The sequence below is a fragment of the Sphingomonas sp. HITSZ_GF genome (assembly GCF_029543155.1).
Taxonomy (GTDB): Bacteria; Pseudomonadota; Alphaproteobacteria; order Sphingomonadales; family Sphingomonadaceae; genus Sphingomonas.
In genome coordinates this window covers 88,547-113,253 of sequence record NZ_JARQXA010000004.1, presented here as the reverse complement: position 1 = coordinate 113,253, position 24,707 = coordinate 88,547, and the positions used below count along the sequence as shown (strand labels likewise).

Genomic DNA, 24,707 nt, shown 5'->3' with positions numbered 1-24,707 from the left:
GGGTCCCTTCCCCCGCCCGGAGCAACGGGGACAAATGAGTATGCGTCTGAAAACCGCTCTTCGGGCAGCCGCCGCTGCCGCCGCCCTTGCGATCGCCACGCCGGCGCTTGCCAAGGATTATGTCATTCACGCCGGCCATATGATCGACGGCTACACCCAGACCGTCCACGGCAAGGTGACGATCGTCATCCATGACGACCGCATCGTGCGGATCGACAATGGCTTCACCACGCCTGCCGGGTTCGAGGTGATCGACCTGTCGACCTCCACCGTGCTGCCCGGCCTGTTCGACTGCCACGCCCACGTCACCGGCGGCATGCGCACTGCCAATCGCATGGCGATCACGCCCGAGCGGATCGTCATCCAGACCGCGACCAACATGCGCGCGATCCTGATGTCGGGCTTTACCTTCATCCGCGACGTCAGCGGCAATATCGACGTGCTGAAGGCGACCAAGGACTCGATCGAACAGGGCATCACCCCCGGCCCGCGCATGATCTACAGCGGCATGTCGCTGACCCCCACGGGCGGCCCGGCCGACATGTCCAAGGGCATGGACCCGGCCTGGACGCGCAGCGACGGCTGGATCGACAATGTCGTCGACAGCCCCGACGAAGCGACCAAGGCCGTGCGCGACCGGCACCAGAAGGGCGCCGACATCATCAAGATCAACGCCAGCGGCGGCGTCGCCTCGACCGGGATCGACGTCAAATATCAGGTGCTGGCCAATGACGAGCTGAAGGCGATCATCGACACCGCGCACTCGCTCCACATGAAGGTCGCGGCGCATGCCCATGGCGAGGCGGGCATCCATTCCTCGCTGCTCGCCGGGATCGATTCGATCGAACATGGCACCTATGCCAGCGCCGAGGACTATCAGCTGATGAAAGCGAAGGGCGTGTTCCTCGTCCCCACCCTCTACGCTGCGAACGAGATCCGCGAACAGGCGCTCAAGAACCCGGACGCAATGGCGCCCGATGTCCGCGCCAAGGCGATCAACGTCACCCCGCTGATGAGCGGCAACCTCACCCGCGCCTACAAGGCCGGGGTGAAGATCGCGCTGGGCACCGACCAGCTCGGCTATCACCCGCTCGGCGATAGCGCCAGGGAGTTCGTCTATATGACCCAGGCGGGCGTGACGCCGATGGACGCGATCATCGCCGCCACCGGCAATGCCGCCGAACTGACCGGCCAGCCCGATCTCGGGCGCATCCAGGACGGCAAGTTCGCCGACATCATCGCCGTGTCGGGCGATCCGATCGCCGACGTCACCGAGCTGCAGCGCGTGCAGTTCGTGATGAAGGGCGGGAAGGTGTTCAAGGCCGGCGGCAAGCCGATCATCGAAGATTGAAGGGCGCATCCATGAAATTCAGCAAAATGGCAGCAAGCCTGCTCGCCGGATCGATGCTCGCGCTCGCGGCACCGGCCCTGGCCAACGACGTCGTCATCCATGCCGGCACGCTGATCGACGGGGTCAGCCGCACGCCGCGCACCAAGGTCTCGATCATCATCAAGGACGATCGCATCGTCGCGATCGAAGCCGGCTTCGTCACCCCGGAGGGTGCCGAGGTGATCGACCTCAGCGCGGAGACGGTGCTGCCCGGCTTCATCGACTGTCACGACCACATAACTGGCGGCAATGCCCGCCGCGACCTGCTCCGCGGCACCCCCGAGAAGCAGGTCTATGAGGCGATGGTGAACCTGCGCGCGACGCTGCGCGCCGGCTTCACCACGATCCGCGACGTCGGCGGCAATGTCGACGTGCTGCGCGCGCTCAAGGACGGGCTGCGCGTCGGCCAGGTCGTGGGCCCGCGCATGTGGGTCGCGGGCTTTTCGATCGTGCCGACCGGCGGGCATGGCGACATCTACAACAGCATCGATTCGACGTGGAAGCGCACCGACGACCTGCTCACCCTGCCGGTGATCAGCGGCAAGTACGAAGCCCGCAAGGCAGTGCGCGAGATGCAGAAGCGCGGTGCGGACCTGATCAAGATCACCGTCACCGGCGGCGTCGCCAGCCACAATACCGACGTCAACATCCAGACGATGAATGACGAGGAGATCACCTCGGTCGTCGATACCGCGCACATGCTCGGCCTCAAGGTCGCAGCGCACGCGCACGGCAAGCCGGGCATCGACGCGGCGATCCGCGACGGCGTCGATTCGATCGAGCACGGCACCTATTCGGATGCCGAGACCTACAAGCTGATGAAGGCGCACGGCACCTTCATGGTCCCGACGCTGTTCGCCGGCTTCGAGATCGCCGAGGAGACGCGCAAGAACCCCGACAAGTTCGCGCCCGACGTGGTGTGGAAGGCGCAGCACGTCACCCCGACCATGTCGTCCAATGCGTACAATGCCTGGAAGGCGGGCGTGAAGATCGCGCTCGGCACCGACCAGCTCGGCTATCGCCCGCACGGCTCGAACGCGTTCGAGTTCCAGTACATGGTTGAGGCCGGCATCCCGGCGATGGACGCGATCATGGCCGGCACCAGCAGCGCCGCCGAGCTGATCGGCGTGCCGCAGGACATCGGCTCGGTCCAGGCCGGCCGCTTCGCCGACATCGTCGCGGTGAAGGGCGATCCGCTGAAGGACATCAAGGTCCTCCAGTCGGTCGACTTCGTGATGAAGGGCGGCGCGGTATTCAAGCGCGACGGCCGCATGGTGGTGCCGAAGTGATGCGCCGCCTCGCTCCGCTCGTCCTCCTCGCGGCGGCCCCGGCCGCCGCGCAGGAGATCCCGCCCTCGACGCCGATCGCGGTCGGCAACGAAGTCGTGCCGCCGAAGAAGGTCAATCCCAGCCTGCCGAACATCCGCGTCGTCAGTCTGGGCGGCACCATCGTCTCCACTGCCAAGGGCCGCTTCCGCTACCAGAGCTACGACAAGCCGCGCATCTCGATCGAGAGCCTGGTCGACCGGCTCCAGCCCGAGATCGGCGACGTCGCCAACGTCTCGATCCTCAAGGCGTCGGACATCGGCTCGCAGGACATCACTACCGAATATCTCCACGACCTGACCGTCGCGATCGACAAGACGCTTGCCGATCCTGCGGTGCAGGGCGTGGTGGTGACCACCGGCACCAGCGTGCTCGAGGAAGTCGCCTATTGGCTCGACCTCACGCTGCGCAGCGACAAGCCGGTGGTGGTCACCGGCGCGATGCGCCAGGCGAACACCGTGTCCTGGGACGGCGAAGGCAATCTGTTCAACGCGATCCGCCTCGCCGCGAGCCGCAAGACGACCTGCTTCGGCACCGTCGTGATGCTCGACGACCAGTTCTACGGCGCGCGCGAGGTTACCAAGACCGATGCGGTGCGCATGGACACCTTCCAGGCGCGGCGCACCGGCACGCTCGGCTATGTCGACGAGGATCGCATCCGCGCGATCCACGCCCCGGCGCGCGTCCTAGCCTGCCACAAGCCCGAATGGGCGACGCCGTTCGACATGGGCCGGATCGCGACCAAGGCGATCCCGCGCGTCGACATCGTCTATTCCTATGTCGATGCCGGGGGCGAGCCGATCAAGGCGCTCGTCGATGCCGGCGTGAAGGGCATCGTCACCGCCGGTACGGGCGGCGGCGGGCTCTCCGCCGATCAGAATGCGGCGCGCAAGGCGGCAATTGCCCGGGGCGTGCTGTTCGCCAGCACCACGCGCACCGGATCGGGCAGCTCCTATGGCGGCGGCCCGGGCGTGCTGCCCGGCGGCGACCTGCTGCCGCAAAAGGCGCGGATGCTGCTCCAGCTCGGCCTTGCGACCGGCAAGGACGAAGCGACGATCCGCAGCTGGTTCCTGACGATCGGCCGCCCCGACTTCAACCTGTCGGGCAATCCGGAGAAGCAGTGGTGAAGATGCTCCCTATCCTCCTCGCCGCCGCGCTGGCGGCCACGCCGGCGCTGGCGCATGACAGCACCACCTTTGCGCCGGTGCCCAAGGGCGGAGTCTCGTGGGAGACGCTCGGCGCGACCGAGCAGCTTCCCTGGGTCGATGCCGCCGGCGCCAACCGGATCGCCCCGGGCTTCACGCCTGCGGTCGAGGCGCTCGACGGCAAGCTCGTCACTATCGCCGGCTATGCGATGCTCGACGACGAGCAGCGCGGCGCGTTCACGCTCTATGCCAGCGAAGTCGATTGCGAGTTCCACGTCTCGCCGGGGCCGAACCTGCGCGCCGAAGTGAGCCTGGCGAAGGCGCAGGTCCTCAAACCGGGCGCGCTGGTCGTGCGTGGCCGGCTCGAGCTGGTCCGCGCCCGCCAGGGCGGCGTGTTCTTCCGCATCCGCGATGCGGTGGTGACGCCGGCCTAGCCTAGCCAGCCTTTCCTCTCTTCCGTTTCCCCCCAGCCGCCGCGCTCCCCTGCGCGGCAGATCGAGAAGTCATGTCCTTTTGTCCCCAGGGTGCATGCTGATGCTGCACCAGCGCGTTCTCAGCTTCGACGACATCTACCGCAAGCCCGACGGCCCGATCTTCATGACCGGCATCCAGGCGCTGGTCCGGCTGCCGATGATGCAGCGGCGGCTCGACCGCGCCGCCGGTCTCAACACCGCCGGGCTGGTCAGCGGCTATCGCGGCTCGCCGCTCGGCGCCTATGACCAGCAGCTGTGGAAGGCGGCCAAGCTGCTCGAGGCGGAGGACGTGGTGTTCCAGCCCGGCCTCAACGAGGATCTCGCCGCCACTGCCCTTTGGGGCGCGCAGATGCACCGTGCGTTCGGCGAGGTGAAGGCGGACGGCGTGTTCGGCATCTGGTACGGCAAGGGCGCCGGCGTCGATCGCACCGGCGACGTGTTCCGCAACGCCAATGTGCTCGGCACCTCGCCGCTCGGCGGCGTGCTGGCGGTGGCAGGCGACGACCATGCCGCGCAGAGCTCGATGTTCCCGCACCAGACCGACGGCATTTTCCAGTCGGTCAACATGCCGGTGCTCCAGCCTGCCGACGTCCGCGAGATCCTCACGCTGGGGCTGGCGGGGATCGCGCTGTCGCGCTTCTCGGGGCTGTGGATCGGCATGAAGACGATCGCAGAGGTGGTGGAGAGCGCCGCTTCGTTCGATCTGCCCGAGGCGCCCTCCTTCGTCACGCCGTCCCTGCCCGGCACCGCGCGGCGCAACTGGGACCCGACGATCCAGTGGCCCGCCCAGCGCGCCGAGCTCGAGCGCCGGCTGGTCGAGGAGCGGCTGCCCGCCGTGCTCGCCTGGGCCCGCGCCAACCGGCTCGATCGCCCCGCGCTGGTCAGCCCGGACAAGCGGCTGTGCATCGTCACGCTCGGCAAGGCGCATGGCGACGTGATGCAGGCGCTCGCCGATCTCGGCGTGGCGCCCGGCGATCTCGGCATCTCGGTTTACAAGGTCGCGATGAGCTGGCCGCTCGACACGCAGAGCCTGCTCGCGTTCGCCGACGGGTTCGAGCAGGTGCTCGTGGTCGAGGAGAAGAAGCCGGTCGTCGAGGACCAGATCAAGGTCGCCGCCTATGGCCGCGGCCTCAAGCTGCCGATCCGCGGCAAGGACCTGCTTCCCGAAGTCGGCGAGTTCAGCGCGGCGATGGTCGCCCGCGCGCTGGCGCAGGTGCTGCCGGGGCTCGGCACGCGCCTGCCCGCCCCCCGCAACGCCGCGCTGCCCGGCTTCGCGGCGCGCAAGCCCTATTTCTGCGCCGGCTGCCCGCACAACAGCTCGACGAAGACGCCCGACGGCTCGATCACCGGCGGCGGCATTGGCTGCCACGTGATGGCGCTGTCGCAGCCCGCGCTGAAGACCACCACCTTCAGCCAGATGGGCGGCGAGGGCATGCAATGGGCCGGCGCCGCGCCCTTCTCGAAGACCGGGCACATCTTCCAGAATCTGGGCGACGGCACCTATCAGCACTCGGGCCTGCTCGCGATCCGCGGCGCGATCGCCGCCGGCACCAACATCACCTTCAAGATCCTCTACAACGACGCGGTGGCGATGACCGGCGGCCAGCCCGCGGAAGGGACGATCGACCCCGCCCGGATCACCCGCCAGCTCGCCGCGGAAGGCGTAAACGAGATCTGGTTCGTCAGCGACGCGCCGGAGAAGTGGCGCACCGCCGCGCTCGCCCCGGGCACCGAGCTGCGCCACCGCGACGAACTCGATGCCGTGCAGCGCCACCTGCGCACCGTTCCCGGCGTCACCGCGCTCGTCTATGAGCAGACCTGCGCGGCCGAGAAGCGCCGCCGCCGCAAGCGCGGCACGCTGCCCGAACCCGACAAGCGCTTGTTCATCAACCCGCGCGTCTGCGAAGGCTGTGGCGACTGCTCGGTCCAGTCCAACTGCGTCGCAGTCGAGCCGCTCGAGACCGAATTCGGCCGCAAGCGGCGGATCAACCAGTCGGCTTGCAACAAGGACTTTTCCTGCGTCGCCGGCTTCTGCCCGAGCTTCGTCGAGATCGAAGGCGCCGTGCTGCGCAAGCCCGATCCCTCGCGCGCCGCCGAGGCCGAGGCGCGGCTGTTCGCCAGCCTCGCCGAGCCGGCGATCGCCCCGCCGACCGGCGACTACAACATCTATGTCGCCGGCATCGGCGGGCTCGGCGTGCTGACGATCGGCGCGCTGCTCGGCGCCGCCGCGCATATCGACGGGCTGGGCGCCACCGTGCTCGACTTCACCGGCCTGGCCCAGAAGAACGGCGCCGTTGTCAGCCAGGTGCGGATCGCCCCGCATGCCGCGCAGATCCATGCGGTGCGCATCGGCGACGGCCGCGCCGACCTGTTGCTCGGCACCGACCTGGTCGTCAGCGCCGCGGCCGATGCGCTGGTCCGGCTCGATCCGGCGCGCTCGGCGGCAGTGCTCAACAGCGACGTGCAGCCGACCGCCGACTTCGTGCGCGACCGCGACACCGCGATCCCCGCGCCCGACATGGCCGACGCGATCGCCGCGCGCGCCCGCGCGCTGTCGCGCCTGCCCGCCACGGCGATCGCCGAGGGGCTGTTCGGCAACAGCACCGCCGCCAACGTCCTGCTCGCCGGCTTCGCCTGGCAGTCCGGGCTGATCCCGCTCACCCGCGACGCGCTACGCGCCGCGATCGAGGCGAACGGCGCGGCCGTGGCGATGAACCTGCGCGCCTTCGAATGGGGCCGCCTCGCCGCGGTCGATCGCGCCGCAGTCGACCAGGTCGCCGGGCTCGCGGCACCGGCCCCCATCGACGAAGGGATCGAGGCACTGGTCGCCCGGCGCGTCGCCGACCTGACCGCCTATCAGGACGCCGGCTATGCCCGCCGCTACCAGGCGCTGGTCGAGCAGGTCCGGCAGGCCGCTTCACCCCATGGCGCATCGGGCGAGGCGCTGGTCCGTGCCGTCGCGGCCAATGCCTACAAGCTGATGGCGTACAAGGACGAGTATGAGGTCGCCCGGCTCTACAGCGCGCCCGAGTTCGCCGCCGAGCTCACCCGCCAGTTCGCCGGCACCGGCAAGACCCGGCTGCACCTCGCCCCGCCGCTGCTGTCGCGGCTCGATCCGGCGACCGGCCGGCCGCGCAAGCGCGCCTTCGGCCCCTGGATCTTCCCGGCGCTGCGCCTGCTCGCCCATGGCAAGCGGCTGCGCGGCGGCTGGGCCGATCCGTTCGCCCGCACCGAGGAGCGCCGCCGCGAACGCGCGCTGATCGCCGAATATTTCGCCGATATCGAGCGCGCCCTCCGCACGCTCGATCCCGCCGGGCTCGAACGCGCATGCGCGCTGGCCGCGCTGCCCGACGACATTCGCGGCTTCGGCCCGGTCAAGGCCGCCGCGTTCGAGCGCCACGCCGCCCGCCGCGCGGCGCTCCTCGCCGAACCGCAAATCACCCAATGAAGGAGGAAAACCCCATGTCGCGTACCATGCTTGCCCTGCCGCCCGACATCGTCGAGCACATGATGACGCACTGCCAGGCGCGGACCAACGAGGCGCTGCAGTCGCGCTTCGGCATCAGCTACAATACCTGGCGCCAGATCGAGCGCGGAGCCGCGCTGCGCCGCTCGGTCGCCGAACGGCTGATCAACCGCATCGCCGCCGAACAGGCGAACGCCTAGGCGGCGGCGGGCCGGGTCGGCAGCTGGATCAGGTTGAGGAACGACATCACCACGATGCCCGCCTGGTTGGTGACCGTCATCCGCATCAGCACGGTGCCGCGGTCGGGCTTGCTGCGCGAGGGCGTGACTTCGATCACTTCGCGCAGGATGTCCAGCCGGTCGCCGGGGCGGACCGGATGGCGCCATTGCAGGTCGTCGATCTTGAGCCCGAGCAGTGGCGTCTCGCCGAACGGCGCGCGCTCGACGAAATCGCGCATCACCAGCGCCGCCACGTGCCAGCCGCTGGCGATGATCCCGCCGAACCGGCCCGCCGCCGCGGCTGCAGGATCGATGTGCATCGGCTGGGGGTCGAACTCGGTGGCGAAGCGCAGGATATCGGCCTCGACCATGTCGATCGGGCCGCCCTGCCAGCGCATCCCCGCTTCCAGATCGTCTAGATAGAGTGAGGTGGGCATGCGTACGGCTCCTCCTGCGTCGATGCAGGCACGAATCCGCTAGCGCACGCGGTCGCGGCTAGTCGAGTACGACCTTGTCGGCATGGCGCGCCTCGAAGCCCCGCGCGCGGCGCTCATATTCCTGCGCCATGCCCATGTGGGCGCGGAAGCTCGGCATGCCCTTGGCCTTGAGCGCGGCATCGCGTGCCTCGGCCGCGCGCTGCGCGTAATAATTGCTGTCCTTCATGTGGCGCCCTCCAGCCCTCACGACATAGAGGTAAGCAGCCGCGCCCCGCCGCGCATTCCGTAGAAACGCGTAAGCGCCGCCAGGCCGTGCCCGGCATGCGCCAGCCGGATCCTAGCCGCCGATCGGCGCGTCCAGCGGCAGGCCGGCATGTTCGTAGCCGCGGCGGAAATCGGCCATGTGGCGGCGCATCCACAGCTTGGCGGTGTCGAGGTCGCGCGCCGCCAGTGCAGTCACGATCTCGCGGTGCGCGTCGAGGATGCGCCGCGGCGAGCGGTCGCGCGTCTTCGGATGCGCGAACAGCCGCTCGAGCGAGGGATAGAAGAGCATCGACACCGGCTCGCGCGACATCAGCAGCACCCGGTTCTGCGTGGCATGCGCGATCAGCGCGTGGAACTCGACGTCGAGCGCGGCGATCGGCTCGCCCTTGTCGAGCGCCGCTGCCATCGCCGCGACATTGGCTTCCAGCTTCGCGACCAGCGCATCGTCGACCTGGCCTTCGAGCAGATCCATCGCCAGCAGCTCGAGCTGCATCGCCACTTCCCAGATCTCGCGGAACGAGACCTGCTGCATCACCAGCGCACGGGAGTTCTGCGTGGCCAGCGCATCATGCCTGGGCCGGGTGACGTGCAGCCGCCGCCCGGCATCGCGCTTGACCAGCCCGCTCTGCTCGAGCGCGCGCATCCCCTCGCGCACCGTGTGGCGCGTCACGCCGAACTTCTCGGCCAGCTCGGTCTCGGTCGGCAGCGGCTCGCCCGGCGGCAGCGCGCCGCTGAGGATCGCCTCCTCCAGCGCCTGCTGCACCGCCTCATAGGCACGCGCGATCCTGAGCTTTCCAAACTCCATCAAAATACCTTTGTCCAACAAACCAACAAATGATAGGCGCCTCCCCGAACGCTGCCAATGGGAGACGGGGTTTGCAAGTCGAGGTCGAGCGGCATGGCGCGGTGGCGCTGCTGCGTTTCTCCAATCCGCCGGTGAACACCCAGTCGGTGGCGGGCGTGGGCGTGATCGCCCAGGCATTCGCCGGGCTGGTCGCCGATGCCGAGGTCGCGGCGATCGTCGTCAGCGGCGGGCCGAAGCTGTTCAGCGCCGGCGCGCAGATCACCGAGTTCGACGGCGATCCGTCGAAGATCGACGCCAATCGTGCGATGATCGAAGCTATCGAAGCCTCGCCCAAGCCGGTGATCGCGGCGATCAACGGGGTGTGCATGGGCGGCGGGCTCGAGCTCGCGCTCGCCTGCCATTACCGCGTCGCCGCCGAGACCGCGCGGATCGGGCTCACCGAAGTGACTTTGGGCGTGCTGCCCGGCGGCGGCGGCACCCAGCGCCTGCCCCGGCTGATCGGCGCCAGGGCCGGGCTCGAGCTGATGTTGAGCGGCCGCGTGCTGAACGGCGTGCAGGCGCATGGCGCAGGCATCGTCGATCTCGTCGTCGCCGATGACGCCGAAGCCGCCGCGCTCGCCTTTGCCGAGAGCATGCCGCCGGTGCGCCGTACGGGCGAGATGCCGGTGCCGGCGGACCTGGCCGATGTGCTGGCAGCCGCGAAGCCGCGCGGGCTCGCCCAGCGCCGCATCGTCGAATGCGTCGCGGCGATCGGCACGCACGATTTCGCCAGCGGACTGCGCGTCGAGGCGGACCTGTTCAGCGAGCTGCTCGGCTCGGCGGAATCGCGCGGCTTGCGCCACGCATTCTTCGGCCGCCGTATCGCGGCGCGCGTGCCCGGCCTTGGCGACGTGAAGCCCCGCAAGATCGGCCATGTCGCCGTGATCGGCGGCGGGCTGATGGGCACCGGCATCGCGCTGGCGCTGCTCAATTCGGGGCTCGAGGTCACCCTGGTCGAGCCGCGCGAGGAAGCGCTCGGCAAGGCGCAGGCCGGGATCGCCAAGACGATCCTGCGCGATGTCGAGAAGGGCCGGATCGAAGCCGAGGTCGCCGATGCCCGCATCGCCGCGCTGAACGCCGCCGCGACGATCGATGCCGCCGCCGAGGCCGACCTGCTGATCGAGGCGGTGTTCGAGGACATGGACGTCAAGCGCCAGGTGTTCACCGAAATGGAGCGCGTCGCCCGGCCCGATGCGATCCTGGCCAGCAACACCTCGACGCTCGATCTCGATGCGATTGCCGGCTTCACCGCCACGCCCGAGCGCGTGATCGGCCTCCACTTCTTCTCGCCCGCCAATGTGATGCGGCTGCTCGAAGTGGTACGCGGTGCAAAGACTTCGCCCGAGACGCTGGCAACGGCGATGGCCTTCGGCAAGGCGATCGGCAAGAGCCCGGTGGCGGTCGGCGTGTGCGACGGTTTCGTCGGCAACCGCATGTTCGAGGAATATCTCCGCCAGGCCTGGTATCTGCTCGAGGAAGGCGCGCTGCCCGCCCAGCTCGACGGCGCGCTCAAGCGCTGGGGCATGGCGATGGGCCCGGTCGCGGTGATGGATCTGGCCGGCCAGGACATCGGCTGGAGCATCCGCAAGCGCCGCGCGATCGAGCAGCCCGACCGGCCCTATTCGAAGATCCCCGACCTGGTCTGCGCGCTCGGCCGCTTCGGCCAGAAGACCGGCGCCGGCTTCTATCGCTATCCGGATGGCCGCACCGCCGAGAGCGATCCCGAGATCGACGCGCTGATCCTCGCCGAGTCCGCCCGGCTCGGCATCACGCGCCGCGAGATTTCGGACGAAGAGATCGTCGAGCGCTGCATCTATGCGCTGATCAACGAAGGCGCGAAGATCCTCGGCGAAGGCATCGCCTATCGCCCGGTCGATGTGGATGTCGTCTATCTCGACGGATACGGCTTCCCCGGCGAGCGCGGCGGCCCGATGTACTTCGCCGACCAGATCGGGCTCGCCAAGGTGCTCGAGCGGATCGCCGAATTCGCCGCCGGCCCGCAGGGTTGGGCCTGGGCACCCGCGCCGCTCCTCGTCGAGCTGGCCGCTTCCAACCGCAATTTCGCGTCGCTCGACGCAGCCAATCTCTGAAAGGAATGAGCATGGGGATCGATCTTTCGACCCGCGTGGCGATCGTCACCGGTGCCGGCGCCGGCCTGGGCGCCGCGCATGCGATCGCGCTGGCGAAGCGCGGCGCCAAGCTGGTGGTGGCCGACATGAACGGCGAGGCCGCGGCCGCGGTCGTCGCCCAGATAGAGGCGGCGGGCGGCGAGGCGATGGCGGCGGCGGCGAGCGTCACCGATTTCGCCGCGGTGCAGGCGATGTGCGAGGACGCGCTTTCGCGCTGGGGGCGCATCGACATCCTCGTCAACAATGCCGGCATCCTGCGCGACAAGAGCTTCGCCAAGATGGATCTCGACGATTTCCGCCTGGTGCTCGACGTCCATCTGATGGGCTCGGTCAACTGCACCAAGGCAGTGTGGGACACGATGCGCGCGCAGAATTACGGCCGCATCATCTTCACCACCTCGTCCTCCGGGCTCTACGGCAATTTCGGCCAGGCGAATTACGGCGCGGCCAAGATGGCGCTGGTCGGGCTGATGCAGACGCTGGCGATCGAAGGGGAGCGCTATGGCATCCGCGTCAACTGCCTGGCGCCGAGCGCGGCGACGGCGATGACCAACGGCCTTTATGCCGACGAGATGCTCGCCGGGCTTGGTGCCTCGCTGGTCAGCCCGGCGGTGGTCGCGCTCGCCGCCGAGGATGCGCCCAGCCGCGCGATCCTGCTCGCGGGCGCCGGCAGCTTCGAACAGGCGCATGTCACGATGACGCGCGGGCTGTTCCTGGGCGACGGCGAGGCGGTGGCCGACACGCTGCTCGATCGCCTCGCCGAAGTCAGCGCGCGCGACGGGGAACGGATCCCTGCGCGCGGCGAGGAGCAATATCAGTACGAAATGGCCGCCCGTGCCGATAAGGTGAACGCATGACCCAGTCCGTCTATATCGTCGCCGCCCGGCGCACCGCGATCGGCACCTTCGGCGGCGCGCTCAAGGACGAGACGCCCGGCAGCCTCGCCGCCACCGTCACCCGCGCGGTGCTCGACGCCGCTGGAGTCGCGCCCGAAGCCGTCGGCCATGTCGTGTTCGGCCAGGTGATCCCCACTGCGCCGCGCGACGCCTATCTCGCGCGCGTCGCCGGGATCGAGGCGGGCATCCCCAAGGAAGTGCCCGCGCTCACCGTCAACCGGCTCTGTGGCTCGGGCGTGCAGGCGATCGTCTCGGCGGCGCAGATGCTGATGCTCGGCGATGCCGAGATCGCTGTCGCTGGCGGCAGCGAAGTGATGAGCCGCGCGCCCTATTATTCCCCCGCCACGCGCTGGGGCCAGAAGATGGGCGACGCCACCGTGATCGACGGGCTCAACGGCGCGCTCACCGATCCGTTCGGCGGCGGGCTGATGGGCGTGACGGCGGAGAATGTCGCCGAGCGCCACGGCGTCGATCGCGCGCGCCAGGACGAATATTCGGCCGAGAGCCATGCCCGTGCCGCCCGCGCGATCGCCGAAGGGCGCTTCGCCGGCCAGATCGTGCCGATCGAGGTCAAGGCCGGTCGCGCCACCAAGGTCTTCGACACCGACGAGCATGTCCGCGCCGACGCCAATGCCGCGGACCTCGCCAGGCTGCGCACCATCTTCAAGCCCGAGGGCACGGTCACCGCCGGCAACGCCTCGGGCATCAACGACGGCGCGGCGGCCCTGGTGCTGGCGAGCGAGAAGGCAGTGGCCGAGCTCGGCCTCACGCCGATGGCGCGGATCGTCGCGTACGGGCATGCCGGCGTCGATCCCAATTACATGGGCATGGGCCCGGTCCCCGCTACCCAGGCGGCGCTCGCCAGGGCCGGGCTGTCGGTTGCCGACATGGACGTGATCGAATCGAACGAAGCCTTCGCCGCCCAGGCCTGCGCCGTCGCCGACGCGCTCGGCTTCGACGCGGACAAGGTGAACCCGAACGGCAGCGGCATCTCACTCGGCCATCCGGTCGGCGCGACCGGGGCGATCATCGTCACCAAGCTCGTCCACGAGCTGGCCCGCACCGGCGGCCGCTACGGCCTCGCCACGATGTGCATCGGCGGCGGCCAGGGCATCGCGCTGATCGTCGAGCGGGTTTGAGTAAATCGTCATCCCGGCGAAAGCCGGGATCTCGTGCGGCTCTTTTCCGGCGCCTCGCGCCACCGCCTGAGATCCCGGCTTTCGCCGGGATGACGTCCTAACTGCCGCTATACGCCGCCCGCAGCTGCAGCTTGTCGATCTTGCCCGTCGAGCCGCGCGGCATGCTCGGCACGCGCACCACCGCATCGGGGATCCACCAGGACGCGACCTGCCCGCGCAGCGAGCCGAGCAGCTCCTGGTCGCTGATCTCCTGGTCCTCGCGCAGCTCGACGAGAAGGAGCGGCCGCTCGCCCCATTTCACGTCGCTGCGCCCGATCACCGCGGCCAGCGAGACCTGCGGCAGCGCGCACACCACCGCCTCGATCTCGGCCGGGTTGATCCATTCGCCGCCCGACTTGATCAGGTCCTTGGCGCGGCCGGTGATCATCAGATTGCCGGCGCGGTCGATCTTCGCGAGGTCGCCGGTGTCGAACCAGCCCTCTTCGTTGGTCGCGCTGCGCTCCTGCCCGAAATAGCGGTCGATCACCGCGGCGCCGCGCACGTGCAGCCGGCCTTCGACATCGCGCTGCTCGGGCAGCAATGCGCCCTGCTCGTCCATCAGCGCGAGGTCGACACCCAGCGCCGGGCGGCCCGAGATCAGCGCGTCGCGCGTCGGCGCACTGAGCACGCCGAACGTGCCGACCGGCGACAGCTCGGTCATCCCCCAGCTCGTCTGCACCGGAATGCCGAGTTGGCTCTCGATCCGCTCCATCAGCGCCGGCGGCATCGGCGCGCCGCCGACGATGATCCGCTTGAGCGACGGCAAGGTCATGCCGGTCGCATCGAGATGATCGCACAGGCCCAGCCACACCGTCGGCACGCCGACCGCAATCGTCACGTCCTCCGCTGCGATCAGCTTCGCCAGGCTCGCGCCATCGAGGTGCCGCCCGGGCAGCACCAGCTTGGCCCCCGCCGCGGGCACCGCGAAGGGCAGGCCCCAGGCATTGGCGTGGAACATCGGCACCACCGGCATCACCACGTCTTGGCTGGTGATCCCCGAGACGTCCGCCTGGAGCAGCCGCAGCGTGTGCATGAAGCTCGAGCGGTGGGTATAGGTCACGCCCTTGGGCGCGCCGGTCGATCCCGAGGTGAAGCACAGTCCGCTCGGCGCCTTCTCGTCGAAATCGCCCCAGGCGAAGTCTCCGGCCGACGCGTCGATCAGCGGCGCCAGCGCCGCGATCTCGGCGCTGCCATAGCTTTTGGGCGAGACGTCGCCATCGATCACGAGCACCCGCCCGATCCCCGGCGCGTCGTCGAGCACCTTCAGCGCCAGCACCATCAGGTCGGCGCTGACGATCAGGATGCGCGCGCCCGATTGCGCCAGCATCCAGGCGAGCTGGGGCGCAGTTAGCCGCGGGTTGAGCGTGTGGCACACCGCGCCCATGCCCATGATCGCGAACCAGCTCTCGACATGCGCCTGGCTGTTCCACGCCAGCGTCGCCACCCGCTCGCCCTGCGCCACGCCCAGATCGGCGAGCAACCGCGAGACCTTGCGCGACCTTGCGCGCAGATCGGCATAGCTGACATGCGCGATCGCCCCGCCCTCGCCCGCGGTCGCCACCTGCACCTCGGGATGCCATTTCGCCGCATGGTCGACGATCCGGTCGAGCGTCAGCGGAAAATCCTGCATCGAGCCGTCGATCACTTGCAGCCCTCCGCCGGCGCGGGCAGCGGCGGCGCGATCACGCCGACATTCCAGTTCCAGGGCAGGTTGCCGGCCGCCCGGCGGCGGCAGAAGACCTGGTCGTGCAGTGCGTATTCGGCAGCCTTGAGGTCGCTGCCGACCTCGGGCTTGTCGGTGAAGTGCATATAGGCAGCTCGTTGGTTGTGAGAGGGCCAGGCGGGCTGGCCGGTAGCGCGGGGCGCGCCGGTGCGGGCGAAGCTCGCCCAATAGCCGACCATCGCATCGGAGAGCGCGCGCTCGCCCGGCGTGTTCGGAATGGCAGGCCACAGCGCGGTGACTCGGTCGATCGTGCCGAACATGAAGGGCACTTCGGATGCGTGGAAGGCGTGGATGCCCGCCGCGTCCGAAGACGGCAGGTGATGATCGAAATAATAGAGATAGGCCGGCTGGCCGGCCCGCGCCTGCTCGCGCACCAGCTTCTGCGAGTTCCAGGCGAAGAAGCCGTCGCGCGCCGCCGCGAGCATGTTCGCGCCGATCGCGCTCGACGGATAGAGCCGCAGGAATTCGTCGGCGAGCGGGCCGTAGCTGGCGCGGATCTTCGCTTCATAGCTTTCCGCAGTGAAGGTCGAAGCCTCGGGCAGCCCCGGCAGGATCGACTTCATCGTGCTGATCTCGCCGGCGGTGAAGCCGGTCATCAGCGGCACCTTCGCCTGCTCGCCGCGCTCGAACGTGTCGAGCAACTGGCGCGTGATCACCTTGCCGTCGACGATCGCGGTCGAGGCGAAGCCCGCCTTCACTGCGCGCGCCGCCAGGTCGGGCCCGGGGATCGCGCGCAGCTCGGCGACGTCCTTCGCGCCCATCGCCGTGGCATAATGCACGCCCAGCGTCTCGGCCGAGGGCACGCCGTGCGCCATCGTCTTGAGCTCGGGGATGTTCATCAGCGCCGCGCTCTGCACGATCGCCTTGCCGAACAGCCCGCGCGCCTGGGGCGAGACCAGCAGGTGCAGGATCGCCAGCCCGCCGGCGGATTCACCCGCGATGGTGACGTTGCCGGCATCGCCGCCGAACGCGCCGATATTGGCCTTCACCCATTTGAGCGCCGCGATCTGATCCATCACCCCGTAATTGCCGGAGGTGCCGTCGGGCGATTCGGCGCTCAGCCCGGGATGGGCGAAATAGCCGAACACGCCGAGCCGATAGTTGATCGAGACGACGATCACGCCGCGCTTGGCCAGCTGGCTGCCGTCGAACATCGCCTGTTGCGACGATCCGCGCACCAGGTTGCCGCCATGGATCCAGACGAACACCGGCGCCTTCTTCGCCCTGGCCGGCACCCAGACGTTGAGCGACAGGCAATCCTCGCTCATCGCCGGATAGACTTCGGCATAGATGCTGCCCGGCGGCGCCGAGGGCTGCTGGCAGGCGGGGCCGAACGCAGTCGCGTCGCGCACCCCGGCCCAGGCCGGCACTGCCACCGGCGGCTTCCAGCGCCGCTCGCCGACCGGCGGCAGCGCATAGGGAATGCCCCTGAATATGGTCTGGCCCCCGGCCGTCTCGCCACGGACGCTGCCGGCGGGTGCCTTGACGATCGACTGGGCGGCGGCCGTGCCGAGCGCGGCGGTGCCACCGGCAAGCGCCAGGCCCAGCGCCGCGAAGCGGTGCGCTATTCCCATCTTACTCTCCCGATTTTCCTGCTGGCGGCGTTCAGCCGATCACCTTGTTCAGCCGCAGCCACAGCTGCTGGTCGAATTCCTTGTCGGTCGCGGTCGCGCCGGTGCGCACCACCACCAGCTTCTTGCTGGGCACGACGTAGAGGCGGCGGTTGAAGGCGCCGAGCGCGGCGATCGTGTCGGCCGGCGCGGCCGCGATCAGCGGGCCGTCCTTCTTGTTGCCCAGCGCGCCCATCATGTAGGCGCCGCCGTTCAGCCACCACAGCCGGCCATAGGCCGGGTTGGTCGGCGAGCGCTCGAACATCGCGTTGAGGCTGGCTTCGGAGACGACGCGCTTGCCATCGTTCGACACGCCCTTGTGCAGGATCATCAGCCCGAACAGCGCAGTGTCGCGCGGGGTGGTGACCAGCCCGGTGTCGTTGCCGATGCTGGCGAGCGCCGCCGGGCGCTTGCGCCACGCGGTGTTGACCATGCCGGCCGGCACGGTCAGCCAGTCCTGCGTAATCGTTTCGAGCGGCTGCTTGGCCGCCGCCGCCACGATCCGCTTGGAGATCGCATAGACCGGGGTGTTGTAGAAGAATTTGGTGCCCGCCGGCGCTTCATAGCCGAACTTCTCGTCCAGACCCGATGCCATGTGCAGCACGTCGATCACCCGGATCTTGGCTTCCTGCTCGGGCGTCGCCTTGGACCAGCCCGTGCCGATATAGTCGGAGACGGGCCTGGTGACGTCGATCAGCCCCTTGTCGATCGCGATCGCGATCAGCACCGAGACGAAGCTCTTCTGCTGCGAGGCGACGTCCTCGAGCAGCGCGCCGTCCTTGGTCTTGCCATAGACGAAGAGCGGGAACTGGCGGTCGCCCTCGGGCGCCGGGAAGTTCTTCTCCACCAGCACCTTGCCGTCCTGGATCACCAGGAAGCCGGTGGTGTTCTGGTTGCGCAGATAGTCGAGCAGATTGGTCATCGCCGCATCGCCGGCAGCGGCGGGGGCAGGAGCGCGGGGACGAACCGGCGCGGCGGGCGCGATCGCTGCACCGGCCAGCGTGGCGGCGAGCAACATAAGCTTGGCGAGCGATCGTGCCTTCATCTTCATCTCCTGTTTGCGGCGGCGCGCTTTTTTATCGGGGGTGCAGGCGCGATCAGCGGCGCGGCTTCGCGCACGCGGGGGCCGCGCGCGAGCATGATCCGCGCGACTTCGCCCTGCATGAAATAAAGGATCTCGCGCGCGGCCTGGCTCGCCTTGTCGGCATCGCGCTCGACCAGCGCGGCGCGCACCCGGCGCCAATATTCATAGGGGCCGGGGCCGTTGGCGTTGAGCGCCAGCGCGGCATAGGAGAAGTGGAAGCGCGTCTTGCGGCGCACCGCCTCGATCATCTTCTGCGCATCGGGGCTGGCCGATTCGGCCATCTCGCTGAAGATCGTCTCCGAAAGCTCTATGATCTGCTCGGCCGGCACGCCGCTGGCAGCGTCGCTCAGCATCTTGTCGATGTTCACCAGCATATGGCGGATCGCCGCATCGGTGCCGCGCAGGCAGGCAAAGCGCGCGGCCAGGCCGTAGAGCGCAGCGCGCACCTCATAGAGATCGAACACTTCCTCGACCGTGGTGGCGGAGACGCGGGCGCCGCGGTGCTCCTCGATCTCGATCAGCCCGTCATCGGAGAGGATGCGCAGCGCGCGGCGGACGATCGAGCGCCCGACGCCGAACTCGCTGCACAGCCGCGCCTCGCGCAGCCACTCGCCGGGGGCGAGCTCGCTCTTCTGGATCTGCAGCCGCAGGGCGTGCGCCAGATCGTCGGCCGTCGATGCCGAACCGGCCACCGCCGCTTCCACCGAGTCTCCGCCGCCCATATCGGCCACTGATTCCTGATTGCCACTCAAAGACTTGCCCTCTCACGGAATGGATGCGCCTGTGCCGGTGCTTACCAGTCCTGCACGACCATTTCTATTGCGCGCGCGGAGGCGTAGCAAGAGATTTGTCACACCATTGATCAAAGATTGTCGTACAATCTGGTTGACACCGTCCGTCCGCAGGTGGATGAAAAGGGCAGGCGCAGCAAAAATGCGCGCCATGGGAGGATGCATGCGAGATTTTCTTGCCACCACGGCAACCCTTGCGCTCGTCGCCGCCACGCCGGCCCTGGCGCAGACCACCACCGCCACCACCGAAACCGCCCAGCAGGCCCCTGCCCAGCAGGACGCGCCCGACGCGAGCGATGCCAAGCGCCAGGACGACATCATCGTCACCGCGCGCCGCCGCGAGGAGAGCATCCGCGACGTGCCGGGCACGATCAACGCGGTGACCGGCGACCAGCTCGACGCCAAGGGCCCGGTCGCGGGCAGCGGCGATCTGCTCAGCACCACGCCGGGCGTGCGCTTCAACGATGTGGCGAGCGAGAACCTTGCCGAAGTCTCGATCCGCGGTTCGGGCACCGCGCGCGCCACCGGCGCCGATTCGGGCGTCGGCCTGTTCGTCAACGGCGCCTATGTCGGCAGCTCGACGCTGGGCGGCCGCAACTTCAAGGCGAACGACTATTTCGACATCGAGCGGGTCGAATCGCTCCAGGGTCCGCAGGGTGCGCTCTACGGCCGCAACTCCGAATTCGGCGTGGTCAACATCGTCCTCGCCAAGCCCAAGTTCGAAAGCTCGGGCTGGGCGCGCGGCATGTACACCTTCGGGCTCGACCAGAAGCGCGTCGCCGCCGTGGTCAACGAAGCGCTGAGCGATACCGTCGCGGTGCGCGTTGGCGGCGAGATCTACGGCCAGACCGGCGGCTTCTACTACAACCCCAACACCAAGAAATATTACGACAGCACCCGCGGCTGGAACGGCCGCGCCCAGCTGCGCTACCGCTCGGGCAATCTCGACGTGAACCTGCTCGTCGACGGGCAGGACCTCAAGCTGCCGAGCTTCGTCAACAGCCTCGTCATCGCGCCCGGCACCAACGCCGCGGTGCCGCTCGGCTATTATCAGTCGCGCTACACGCTGCCGCATGACGGCAAGGACGAGCTGATGCAGAAGGTCGGCCGCGTCATGCTCAATGCGAGCTACGACTTCGGCTGGGCCAAGCTCGAATCGACGACGATGGCGACGCGCTGGCGCTCGAGCCAGTTCTACGGCGCGGCGATCGACTTCGCGACGCTCCAGTCGATGCGCCAGCAGGGCGAGCTCGGCATCTATCCCTTCACCCAGGTCCACACCAACGTGGTCGACCGCACGCTCTATCAGGACCTGCACCTGACCGGCAGCGGCGCGGGCGGCAAGCTGACCTGGATCGTCGGCGCCGAGGGCCTCTACCAGAACGACGATTACCGCCTGGCGATCAACACCTCGCCCTGCGCCTTCACCACCATCACCCAGGGCATCTGCACCGGCACGCCGACGGCAAAGGTCTGCCTCAAGCCGCTGCCCACTTCGGCGAACTGCCCGACCAATTATCCGCTGGTGTTCGGCACCGACAGCTACACCCAGCAGCGCATCTACTCGTTCGCGGCCTATGCCTCGGTCGGCTACCAGTTCGGCAATCTGTCGCTGAACGGCGAAGCGCGCATCTCGCACGACTACAAGACCGCGACCCAGTATATCTACGCGCTCTACACCACCAACTATACTCGCCTACCGACCACCTTCGTCTATAAGGCAGAGCAGCCGGCGTTCACCGCCACCGCGAGCTACAAGATCCCGGGCCCGACCAGCACGCTGCTCTACGCCAAGGTCGGCACCGGCTACCGCGCGGGCGGCGTCAACAACGGCTCGTACAATGCCGCGGCGCCCAATCCCTTCCAATATACCTATGGCAACGAGACGACGATCGGCTACGAGGCCGGCATCAAGTCGACGGTCACGCGCGGCGTGTTCGTCCGCGTCGCCGCCTATCTGCAGCGCACCAAGGATGCGATCACCAGCATCAACGACGGTTGCACGCTCACCAATGCCTGTCTCCAGGGCGGCCAGCAGTTCAACGTGAACGGCGGCACGATCCAGTCCAAGGGCATCGAGGCGGCGCTCGACGGGCGCTGGCGCCTGGCGGGCGGCATGTTCTCGCTGGGGCTGAACGCAGCCACCCAGCGCGCGCATTTCGTCAAGGTGCCGACCGGGGTGACCGGCCTGCCGACGCTCGACAGCGCCGTGGCGCAGATCCCCGACTGGACGATGTCGGCGAGCGTCGATTACCGCCACCCGATCAGCGACAAGTCGAACGTCTTCGTCAACGTCAACTATCAGGGCCAGCGCGGCGGCATCCAGGATACGGTGACCGCGTCCACCCCGGCGATCCCGATGACCGATTTCGACCTGTTCGGCGCCCGCGCCGGCTTCAACTTCAACAAGGTCCAGGTCGCGGCGTTCGTCCGCAACATCACCGATCGCCAGATCCAGGTGCTGAAGTTCATGCAGGCGGGCTATCCGCTGTCGGTGCGCTACAACAAGCCGCGCACGATCGGCGTGAGCATGTCCACCCGCTGGTAAATATCCGGGGCGGTTCTTCCATCTCCGCCTGATCCTGCCGCCGGCTTCGCTGTCCTCTTTCGCGAAGCCGGCGGCCTTCTACCCCAAGCGACCGCCGGGAGAGCCGATTTGGCAACAGAGCAAGCGACCAAAGCCCCCAGCCTCAAGATCGCGGCGATGGCCTCCGCCGGCGCGGCGATCGAATGGTACGACTTCTTCATCTACGGCACCGCCGCGGCGCTGGTTTTCCCCAAGCTGTTCTTCCCCGCCGATCTGCCGCCCTTCATCGCGCAGATCGCCGCCTTCTCCACCTTCGCGGTCGGCTTCATCGCTCGCCCGATCGGCGGCATGGTCTTCGGCCATTTCGGCGATCTCTACGGCCGCAAGCGCGCGCTGGTCGCCGCGATGTTCATCATGGGCCTGGCGACCACGCTGATCGGCCTGCTCCCCAGCTATGCCAGCCTCGGCGTGCTCGCGCCGCTGCTGCTGGTGGCGCTGCGCTTCGTCCAGGGGCTTGCCGTCGGCGGCCAGTGGGGCGGCGCCGCGCTGATGGCGATCGAGAACGCGCCCGCGCATCGCCACGGCTTCTACAGCAGCTTCGTCCAGGTCGGCGTGCCGCTCGGCGTGGTGCTCGCCAACACCGTGTTCCTGATCGCCAGCACGCTGATCGACCCGGCCAGCTTCGCTGCCTGGGGCTGGCGGATCGGCTTCCTGCTCAGCGTCTCGCTGATCTTCGTCGGCATCGTCATGCACCGCACCGTCGCCGAGCCCGAGGGCGAAGCCGCACCGGCGGACCAGGCCCCGGCCTCGCCGATCTGGCAGGTGCTCAGCCAGCACGGCCTCACCGTGCTGACCGCGGGCGGCGCCTTCATCGCCAACAATGTCTGCTTCTACATCGCGATCACCTATGCGGTGGCCTATGGCACCACCACGATCGGCCTGCCGCGCGAGACGATGCTGCTCGCGGTGATGGTCGGCAGCCTGGTGATGATGCCCGCGCTGATCGCCTGCGGCGCGCTCTCCGATCGCTTCGGCCGCAAGCCGATCTTCGTGCTCGGCGCGCTGCTCTCCGGCGGCTGGGCGTTCGCCGTCTTCCCGCTGATCGAGAGCCAGTCGGCGCTCGCCATCGTCGCCGCGATCACCATCTCGCTGATCTTCGTCAGCATGATGTACGGCCCCCAGGCGGCGCTGTTCGCCGAGCTCTTCCCCAAGGAGGTGCGCTATTCGGGCGCCTCGCTCGGCTATCAGATCGGCACGGTGGCCGGCGGCGGTTTCGCTCCGATCATCGCGACTGCCTTGCTCGCGCGATATGGAACGAGCATGCCGATCTCGATCTATCTGGCCGCGACCTGCGCGATCTCGCTGGTCTGCGTGCTGATGCTGGGGAGGAAGCATGACGCTTGAGGCAAGCCGGCGCGGGTTCCTGGCGGCGAGTGCCGCATTGCCGGCCGGCGCCGCGCTGGCCCGCGTGCCCGAGGACCGCGTCGCCAGGGTCGCCGCCGATCTCGACAAATATCTCGGCTTCGGCATCAAGCATGCCGGCGGCCCCGGCGACACCGCCTGCGGCGCCTGGCTGACCTCGGAGATCGAGGGGCTCGGCTTCAAGGTCGAGCAGCAGCCGGTCTCGGTCCCCTATTTCGTTCCCGAGCGCACCGAGCTCGTCTGCGGCACGGCCAGGGCGAGCGTCTGGCCCCAGCCCATCGTCGTCCCTACCGGACCCGAAGGCGTCACCGGCCCGCTGGTCCGCATCGACGGAGCCGGCCGCCCCGCCGCCCCGCTTGCCGGCGCCGTCGCGCTGCTCGAACTGCCCTATTCGCGCTACTCGACCGCGATCGCCAAGCCGGTGCGCGCGCCGATCGACGCTGCCTTCGCCGCCGGCGCCCGGGCCGTGGTCGTCATCACCAACGGCCCCACCGGCAAGGTGATCGCGCTCAACGCCGATGGCCGCAAGCCGATGTTCCCCGGCCCCGTCGCGCTGCTCGCCCCCGCCGATGCCGGCCCCTTCCTCGCCGCCGCGATCCAGGGCACCTCGGCAACGCTCACCGTCACCGGCGAGAATGGCCGCCGCCCCGCCGCCAACTTCATCGGCCGCATCGATCGCGGCCGGAAAAGCTGGCTCGTCGTCTCCACCCCGCGTTCGGGCTGGACGCACTGCGCCGGCGAGCGCGGCGGCGGCATCGCCGCCTGGCTGTGGATGGCGCGCTGGGCGAGCAAGGCAGTGACCACGCACAACCTCGCCTTCATCTGCAACACCGGCCACGAATATGAAAATCTCGGCGCCGCCGAGGCGCTCAAGGCAACCGCGCCCAAGCCGGCGGACACGCATTTCTGGCTGCATCTCGGCGCCAATGTCGCCTCGCAGGACTGGCACGACCTGACCGGCCAGGTGCTGCCCGGCATCGATACCCAGCGCTTCCTCTCGGTCTCCCCCCCGCTGCTGCCGCTGGCGCGCGAGACCTTTGCCGGCCATGTCGGGCTCGAGGCACCTTATTCGAGCGACGCGCTCTCGGCCGGCGAGCAGATCGAGATCCTCGCCGCCGGCTATGCCCGCGTCGCCGCGGTGTTCGGCCTGCACCGCTATCACCATGTCGTCGGCGACGATGCGCGCTGCATCTCGGCCGCCAATGTCGCGCGCACGACGATGGCATTCCAGCAGCTCGTCGAGCGCGCGATCAAGGGCTAGGGAACAGCCGGGCCTCGCCGACGGTTTTGCCGCTCGGAGGCTTGCGATGGTGACGACGGCGCGAAAGGCATTGCTGGTGTGTGGCGCAGTGGCGCTGTGCGGCGGCGGACTGGCCGGGATCGGCCTTGGCAACTATGCCCGCTCAGGGGCCTTCGAATTCTACAAGAACACGCCGCCGCCGGGCACGTCGGGCGCGATCGCCGCCAATGCCGACAGTGCCGGCTATTATCCGGTCAGCCGCGCCGCGCCCGCACCGATCTATCCCGAGAACCCCTATCCGCCGCGCGTGACCATTGCCCGCCCGGCCGAGCCCGCCGACTATCAGCGCGCCGCCGCGATCGATCTCGATCCGGTGCCCGAGGCCGAGGCGCAGGCGGCATTGCCCGGCCCGCTGTCGATCCCCGTGCCGGTGGTCACGCCCCAGCGCGGCTCCTGGACCGCGCCGGAGGAAGCGCCCGGCGAGCCCGCCGAGACCACGCCCGGCGAGACGGCGTCCTGATCGTAAAAGAGTGGCACTGCCGCAC

The 24,707-nt window shown here is 68.8% G+C and carries 20 protein-coding genes; 13 read left to right on the top strand and 7 right to left on the bottom strand.

The features are described 5' to 3' along the window. The first annotated feature begins 40 nt into the window (after positions 1-40). The 6 genes from P6144_RS12230 (at position 41) to P6144_RS12205 (ending at position 7,999) form a co-directional block, all read left to right on the top strand. The gene (locus P6144_RS12230) at positions 41-1,351 is read left to right on the top strand and encodes an amidohydrolase family protein (protein ID WP_277768048.1); all 1,311 of its coding nucleotides are present in this window, start codon (positions 41-43) and stop codon (positions 1,349-1,351) included. A gap of 26 nt (positions 1,352-1,377) precedes the next feature. Beyond that, positions 1,378-2,679 (top strand): amidohydrolase family protein, encoded by a 1,302-nt coding sequence (locus P6144_RS12225; protein WP_277768047.1) that lies wholly within the window; start codon positions 1,378-1,380, stop codon positions 2,677-2,679. Then, complete coding sequence (locus P6144_RS12220) at positions 2,679-3,842, top strand: asparaginase (protein WP_277768046.1); 1,164 nt, start codon at positions 2,679-2,681, stop codon at positions 3,840-3,842. The genes P6144_RS12225 and P6144_RS12220 overlap by 1 nt, the downstream gene beginning before the upstream one ends. Next, positions 3,839-4,294 (top strand): hypothetical protein, encoded by a 456-nt coding sequence (locus P6144_RS12215; protein WP_277768045.1) that lies wholly within the window; start codon positions 3,839-3,841, stop codon positions 4,292-4,294. The genes P6144_RS12220 and P6144_RS12215 overlap by 4 nt, the downstream gene beginning before the upstream one ends. 100 nt (positions 4,295-4,394) lie before the next feature. Further along, positions 4,395-7,781, top strand: a complete 3,387-nt coding sequence (locus tag P6144_RS12210; protein ID WP_277768044.1) for an indolepyruvate ferredoxin oxidoreductase family protein — start codon at positions 4,395-4,397, stop codon at positions 7,779-7,781. Positions 7,782-7,795: 14 nt separating this feature from the next. Then, entirely contained in the window at positions 7,796-7,999 is a 204-nt protein-coding gene (locus P6144_RS12205) for a hypothetical protein (RefSeq protein ID WP_277768043.1), read from the top strand. On the opposite strand, the gene P6144_RS12200 is transcribed toward P6144_RS12205, so the two are convergent. The 3 genes from P6144_RS12200 to P6144_RS12190 form a co-directional block, all read right to left on the bottom strand. Next, positions 7,996-8,454, bottom strand: coding sequence for a MaoC family dehydratase (locus P6144_RS12200; RefSeq protein WP_277768042.1), 459 nt, complete (start codon positions 8,452-8,454; stop codon positions 7,996-7,998). The two genes, P6144_RS12205 and P6144_RS12200, sit on opposite strands and share 4 nt — an antisense overlap. 58 nt (positions 8,455-8,512) lie before the next feature. Next, complete coding sequence (locus tag P6144_RS12195) at positions 8,513-8,680, bottom strand: hypothetical protein (protein WP_277768041.1); 168 nt, start codon at positions 8,678-8,680, stop codon at positions 8,513-8,515. A 111-nt stretch (positions 8,681-8,791) separates the two neighbouring features. Next, on the bottom strand, positions 8,792-9,523 hold the full coding sequence (locus P6144_RS12190; RefSeq protein WP_277768040.1) for an FCD domain-containing protein: 732 nt from the start codon (positions 9,521-9,523) through the stop codon (positions 8,792-8,794). A gap of 71 nt (positions 9,524-9,594) precedes the next feature. Between P6144_RS12190 and P6144_RS12185 the strand changes: the two genes are divergently transcribed. Genes P6144_RS12185 through bktB form a run of 3 tightly spaced genes read left to right on the top strand, consistent with a single transcriptional unit; the run spans position 9,595 to position 13,726 of the window. Beyond that, positions 9,595-11,652: an FAD-dependent oxidoreductase gene (locus tag P6144_RS12185; protein WP_277768039.1), complete on the top strand. Its 2,058-nt coding sequence runs from the start codon at positions 9,595-9,597 to the stop codon at positions 11,650-11,652. An 11-nt stretch (positions 11,653-11,663) separates the two neighbouring features. Then, positions 11,664-12,548, top strand: a complete 885-nt coding sequence (locus P6144_RS12180; RefSeq protein WP_277768038.1) for an SDR family NAD(P)-dependent oxidoreductase — start codon at positions 11,664-11,666, stop codon at positions 12,546-12,548. Continuing rightward, complete coding sequence (gene bktB / locus P6144_RS12175) at positions 12,545-13,726, top strand: beta-ketothiolase BktB (RefSeq protein ID WP_277768037.1); 1,182 nt, start codon at positions 12,545-12,547, stop codon at positions 13,724-13,726. The genes P6144_RS12180 and bktB overlap by 4 nt, the downstream gene beginning before the upstream one ends. Before the next feature lie 97 nt (positions 13,727-13,823). On the opposite strand, the gene P6144_RS12170 is transcribed toward bktB, so the two are convergent. Genes P6144_RS12170 through P6144_RS12155 form a run of 4 tightly spaced genes read right to left on the bottom strand, consistent with a single transcriptional unit; the run spans position 13,824 to position 18,904 of the window. Next, a complete protein-coding gene (locus P6144_RS12170) occupies positions 13,824-15,410 on the bottom strand; it encodes a long-chain-fatty-acid--CoA ligase (protein ID WP_347275798.1) in 1,587 nt (528 codons plus the stop codon). Continuing rightward, positions 15,407-17,062, bottom strand: coding sequence for a carboxylesterase family protein (locus P6144_RS12165; RefSeq protein WP_277768036.1), 1,656 nt, complete (start codon positions 17,060-17,062; stop codon positions 15,407-15,409). The genes P6144_RS12170 and P6144_RS12165 overlap by 4 nt, the downstream gene beginning before the upstream one ends. 31 nt (positions 17,063-17,093) lie before the next feature. After that, positions 17,094-18,143, bottom strand: a complete 1,050-nt coding sequence (locus P6144_RS12160; protein WP_277768035.1) for a serine hydrolase — start codon at positions 18,141-18,143, stop codon at positions 17,094-17,096. A 2-nt stretch (positions 18,144-18,145) separates the two neighbouring features. After that, on the bottom strand, positions 18,146-18,904 hold the full coding sequence (locus P6144_RS12155; protein WP_277768034.1) for a GntR family transcriptional regulator: 759 nt from the start codon (positions 18,902-18,904) through the stop codon (positions 18,146-18,148). A gap of 232 nt (positions 18,905-19,136) precedes the next feature. Between P6144_RS12155 and P6144_RS12150 the strand changes: the two genes are divergently transcribed. The 4 genes from P6144_RS12150 (at position 19,137) to P6144_RS12135 (ending at position 24,682) form a co-directional block, all read left to right on the top strand. Continuing rightward, positions 19,137-21,521 (top strand): TonB-dependent receptor, encoded by a 2,385-nt coding sequence (locus P6144_RS12150; protein WP_277768033.1) that lies wholly within the window; start codon positions 19,137-19,139, stop codon positions 21,519-21,521. A gap of 108 nt (positions 21,522-21,629) precedes the next feature. Further along, entirely contained in the window at positions 21,630-22,904 is a 1,275-nt protein-coding gene (locus P6144_RS12145) for an MFS transporter (RefSeq protein WP_277768032.1), read from the top strand. Further along, positions 22,894-24,183, top strand: coding sequence for a hypothetical protein (locus P6144_RS12140; protein ID WP_277768031.1), 1,290 nt, complete (start codon positions 22,894-22,896; stop codon positions 24,181-24,183). The genes P6144_RS12145 and P6144_RS12140 overlap by 11 nt, the downstream gene beginning before the upstream one ends. A gap of 46 nt (positions 24,184-24,229) precedes the next feature. Continuing rightward, complete coding sequence (locus P6144_RS12135; RefSeq protein WP_277768030.1) at positions 24,230-24,682, top strand: hypothetical protein; 453 nt, start codon at positions 24,230-24,232, stop codon at positions 24,680-24,682. The last annotated feature ends 25 nt before the right edge of the window (positions 24,683-24,707 follow it).

Excerpts from the sequence above, each read along its gene's own strand:
- P6144_RS12230 (WP_277768048.1), top strand. The coding sequence starts at position 41 with ATGCGTCTGAAAACCGCTCTTCGGGCAGCCGCCGCTGCCGCCGCCCTT.
- P6144_RS12225 (WP_277768047.1), top strand. The coding sequence starts at position 1,378 with ATGGCAGCAAGCCTGCTCGCCGGATCGATGCTCGCGCTCGCGGCACCG.
- P6144_RS12220 (WP_277768046.1), top strand. The coding sequence starts at position 2,679 with ATGCGCCGCCTCGCTCCGCTCGTCCTCCTCGCGGCGGCCCCGGCCGCC.
- P6144_RS12210 (WP_277768044.1), top strand. The coding sequence starts at position 4,395 with ATGCTGCACCAGCGCGTTCTCAGCTTCGACGACATCTACCGCAAGCCC.
- P6144_RS12205 (WP_277768043.1), top strand. The coding sequence starts at position 7,796 with ATGTCGCGTACCATGCTTGCCCTGCCGCCCGACATCGTCGAGCACATG.
- P6144_RS12200 (WP_277768042.1), bottom strand. The coding sequence starts at position 8,454 with ATGCCCACCTCACTCTATCTAGACGATCTGGAAGCGGGGATGCGCTGG.
- P6144_RS12195 (WP_277768041.1), bottom strand. The coding sequence starts at position 8,680 with ATGAAGGACAGCAATTATTACGCGCAGCGCGCGGCCGAGGCACGCGAT.
- P6144_RS12190 (WP_277768040.1), bottom strand. The coding sequence starts at position 9,523 with ATGGAGTTTGGAAAGCTCAGGATCGCGCGTGCCTATGAGGCGGTGCAG.
- P6144_RS12180 (WP_277768038.1), top strand. The coding sequence starts at position 11,664 with ATGGGGATCGATCTTTCGACCCGCGTGGCGATCGTCACCGGTGCCGGC.
- bktB (WP_277768037.1), top strand. The coding sequence starts at position 12,545 with ATGACCCAGTCCGTCTATATCGTCGCCGCCCGGCGCACCGCGATCGGC.
- P6144_RS12165 (WP_277768036.1), bottom strand. The coding sequence starts at position 17,062 with ATGGGAATAGCGCACCGCTTCGCGGCGCTGGGCCTGGCGCTTGCCGGT.
- P6144_RS12160 (WP_277768035.1), bottom strand. The coding sequence starts at position 18,143 with ATGAAGGCACGATCGCTCGCCAAGCTTATGTTGCTCGCCGCCACGCTG.
- P6144_RS12155 (WP_277768034.1), bottom strand. The coding sequence starts at position 18,904 with ATGGGCGGCGGAGACTCGGTGGAAGCGGCGGTGGCCGGTTCGGCATCG.
- P6144_RS12150 (WP_277768033.1), top strand. The coding sequence starts at position 19,137 with ATGCGAGATTTTCTTGCCACCACGGCAACCCTTGCGCTCGTCGCCGCC.
- P6144_RS12140 (WP_277768031.1), top strand. The coding sequence starts at position 22,894 with ATGACGCTTGAGGCAAGCCGGCGCGGGTTCCTGGCGGCGAGTGCCGCA.
- P6144_RS12135 (WP_277768030.1), top strand. The coding sequence starts at position 24,230 with ATGGTGACGACGGCGCGAAAGGCATTGCTGGTGTGTGGCGCAGTGGCG.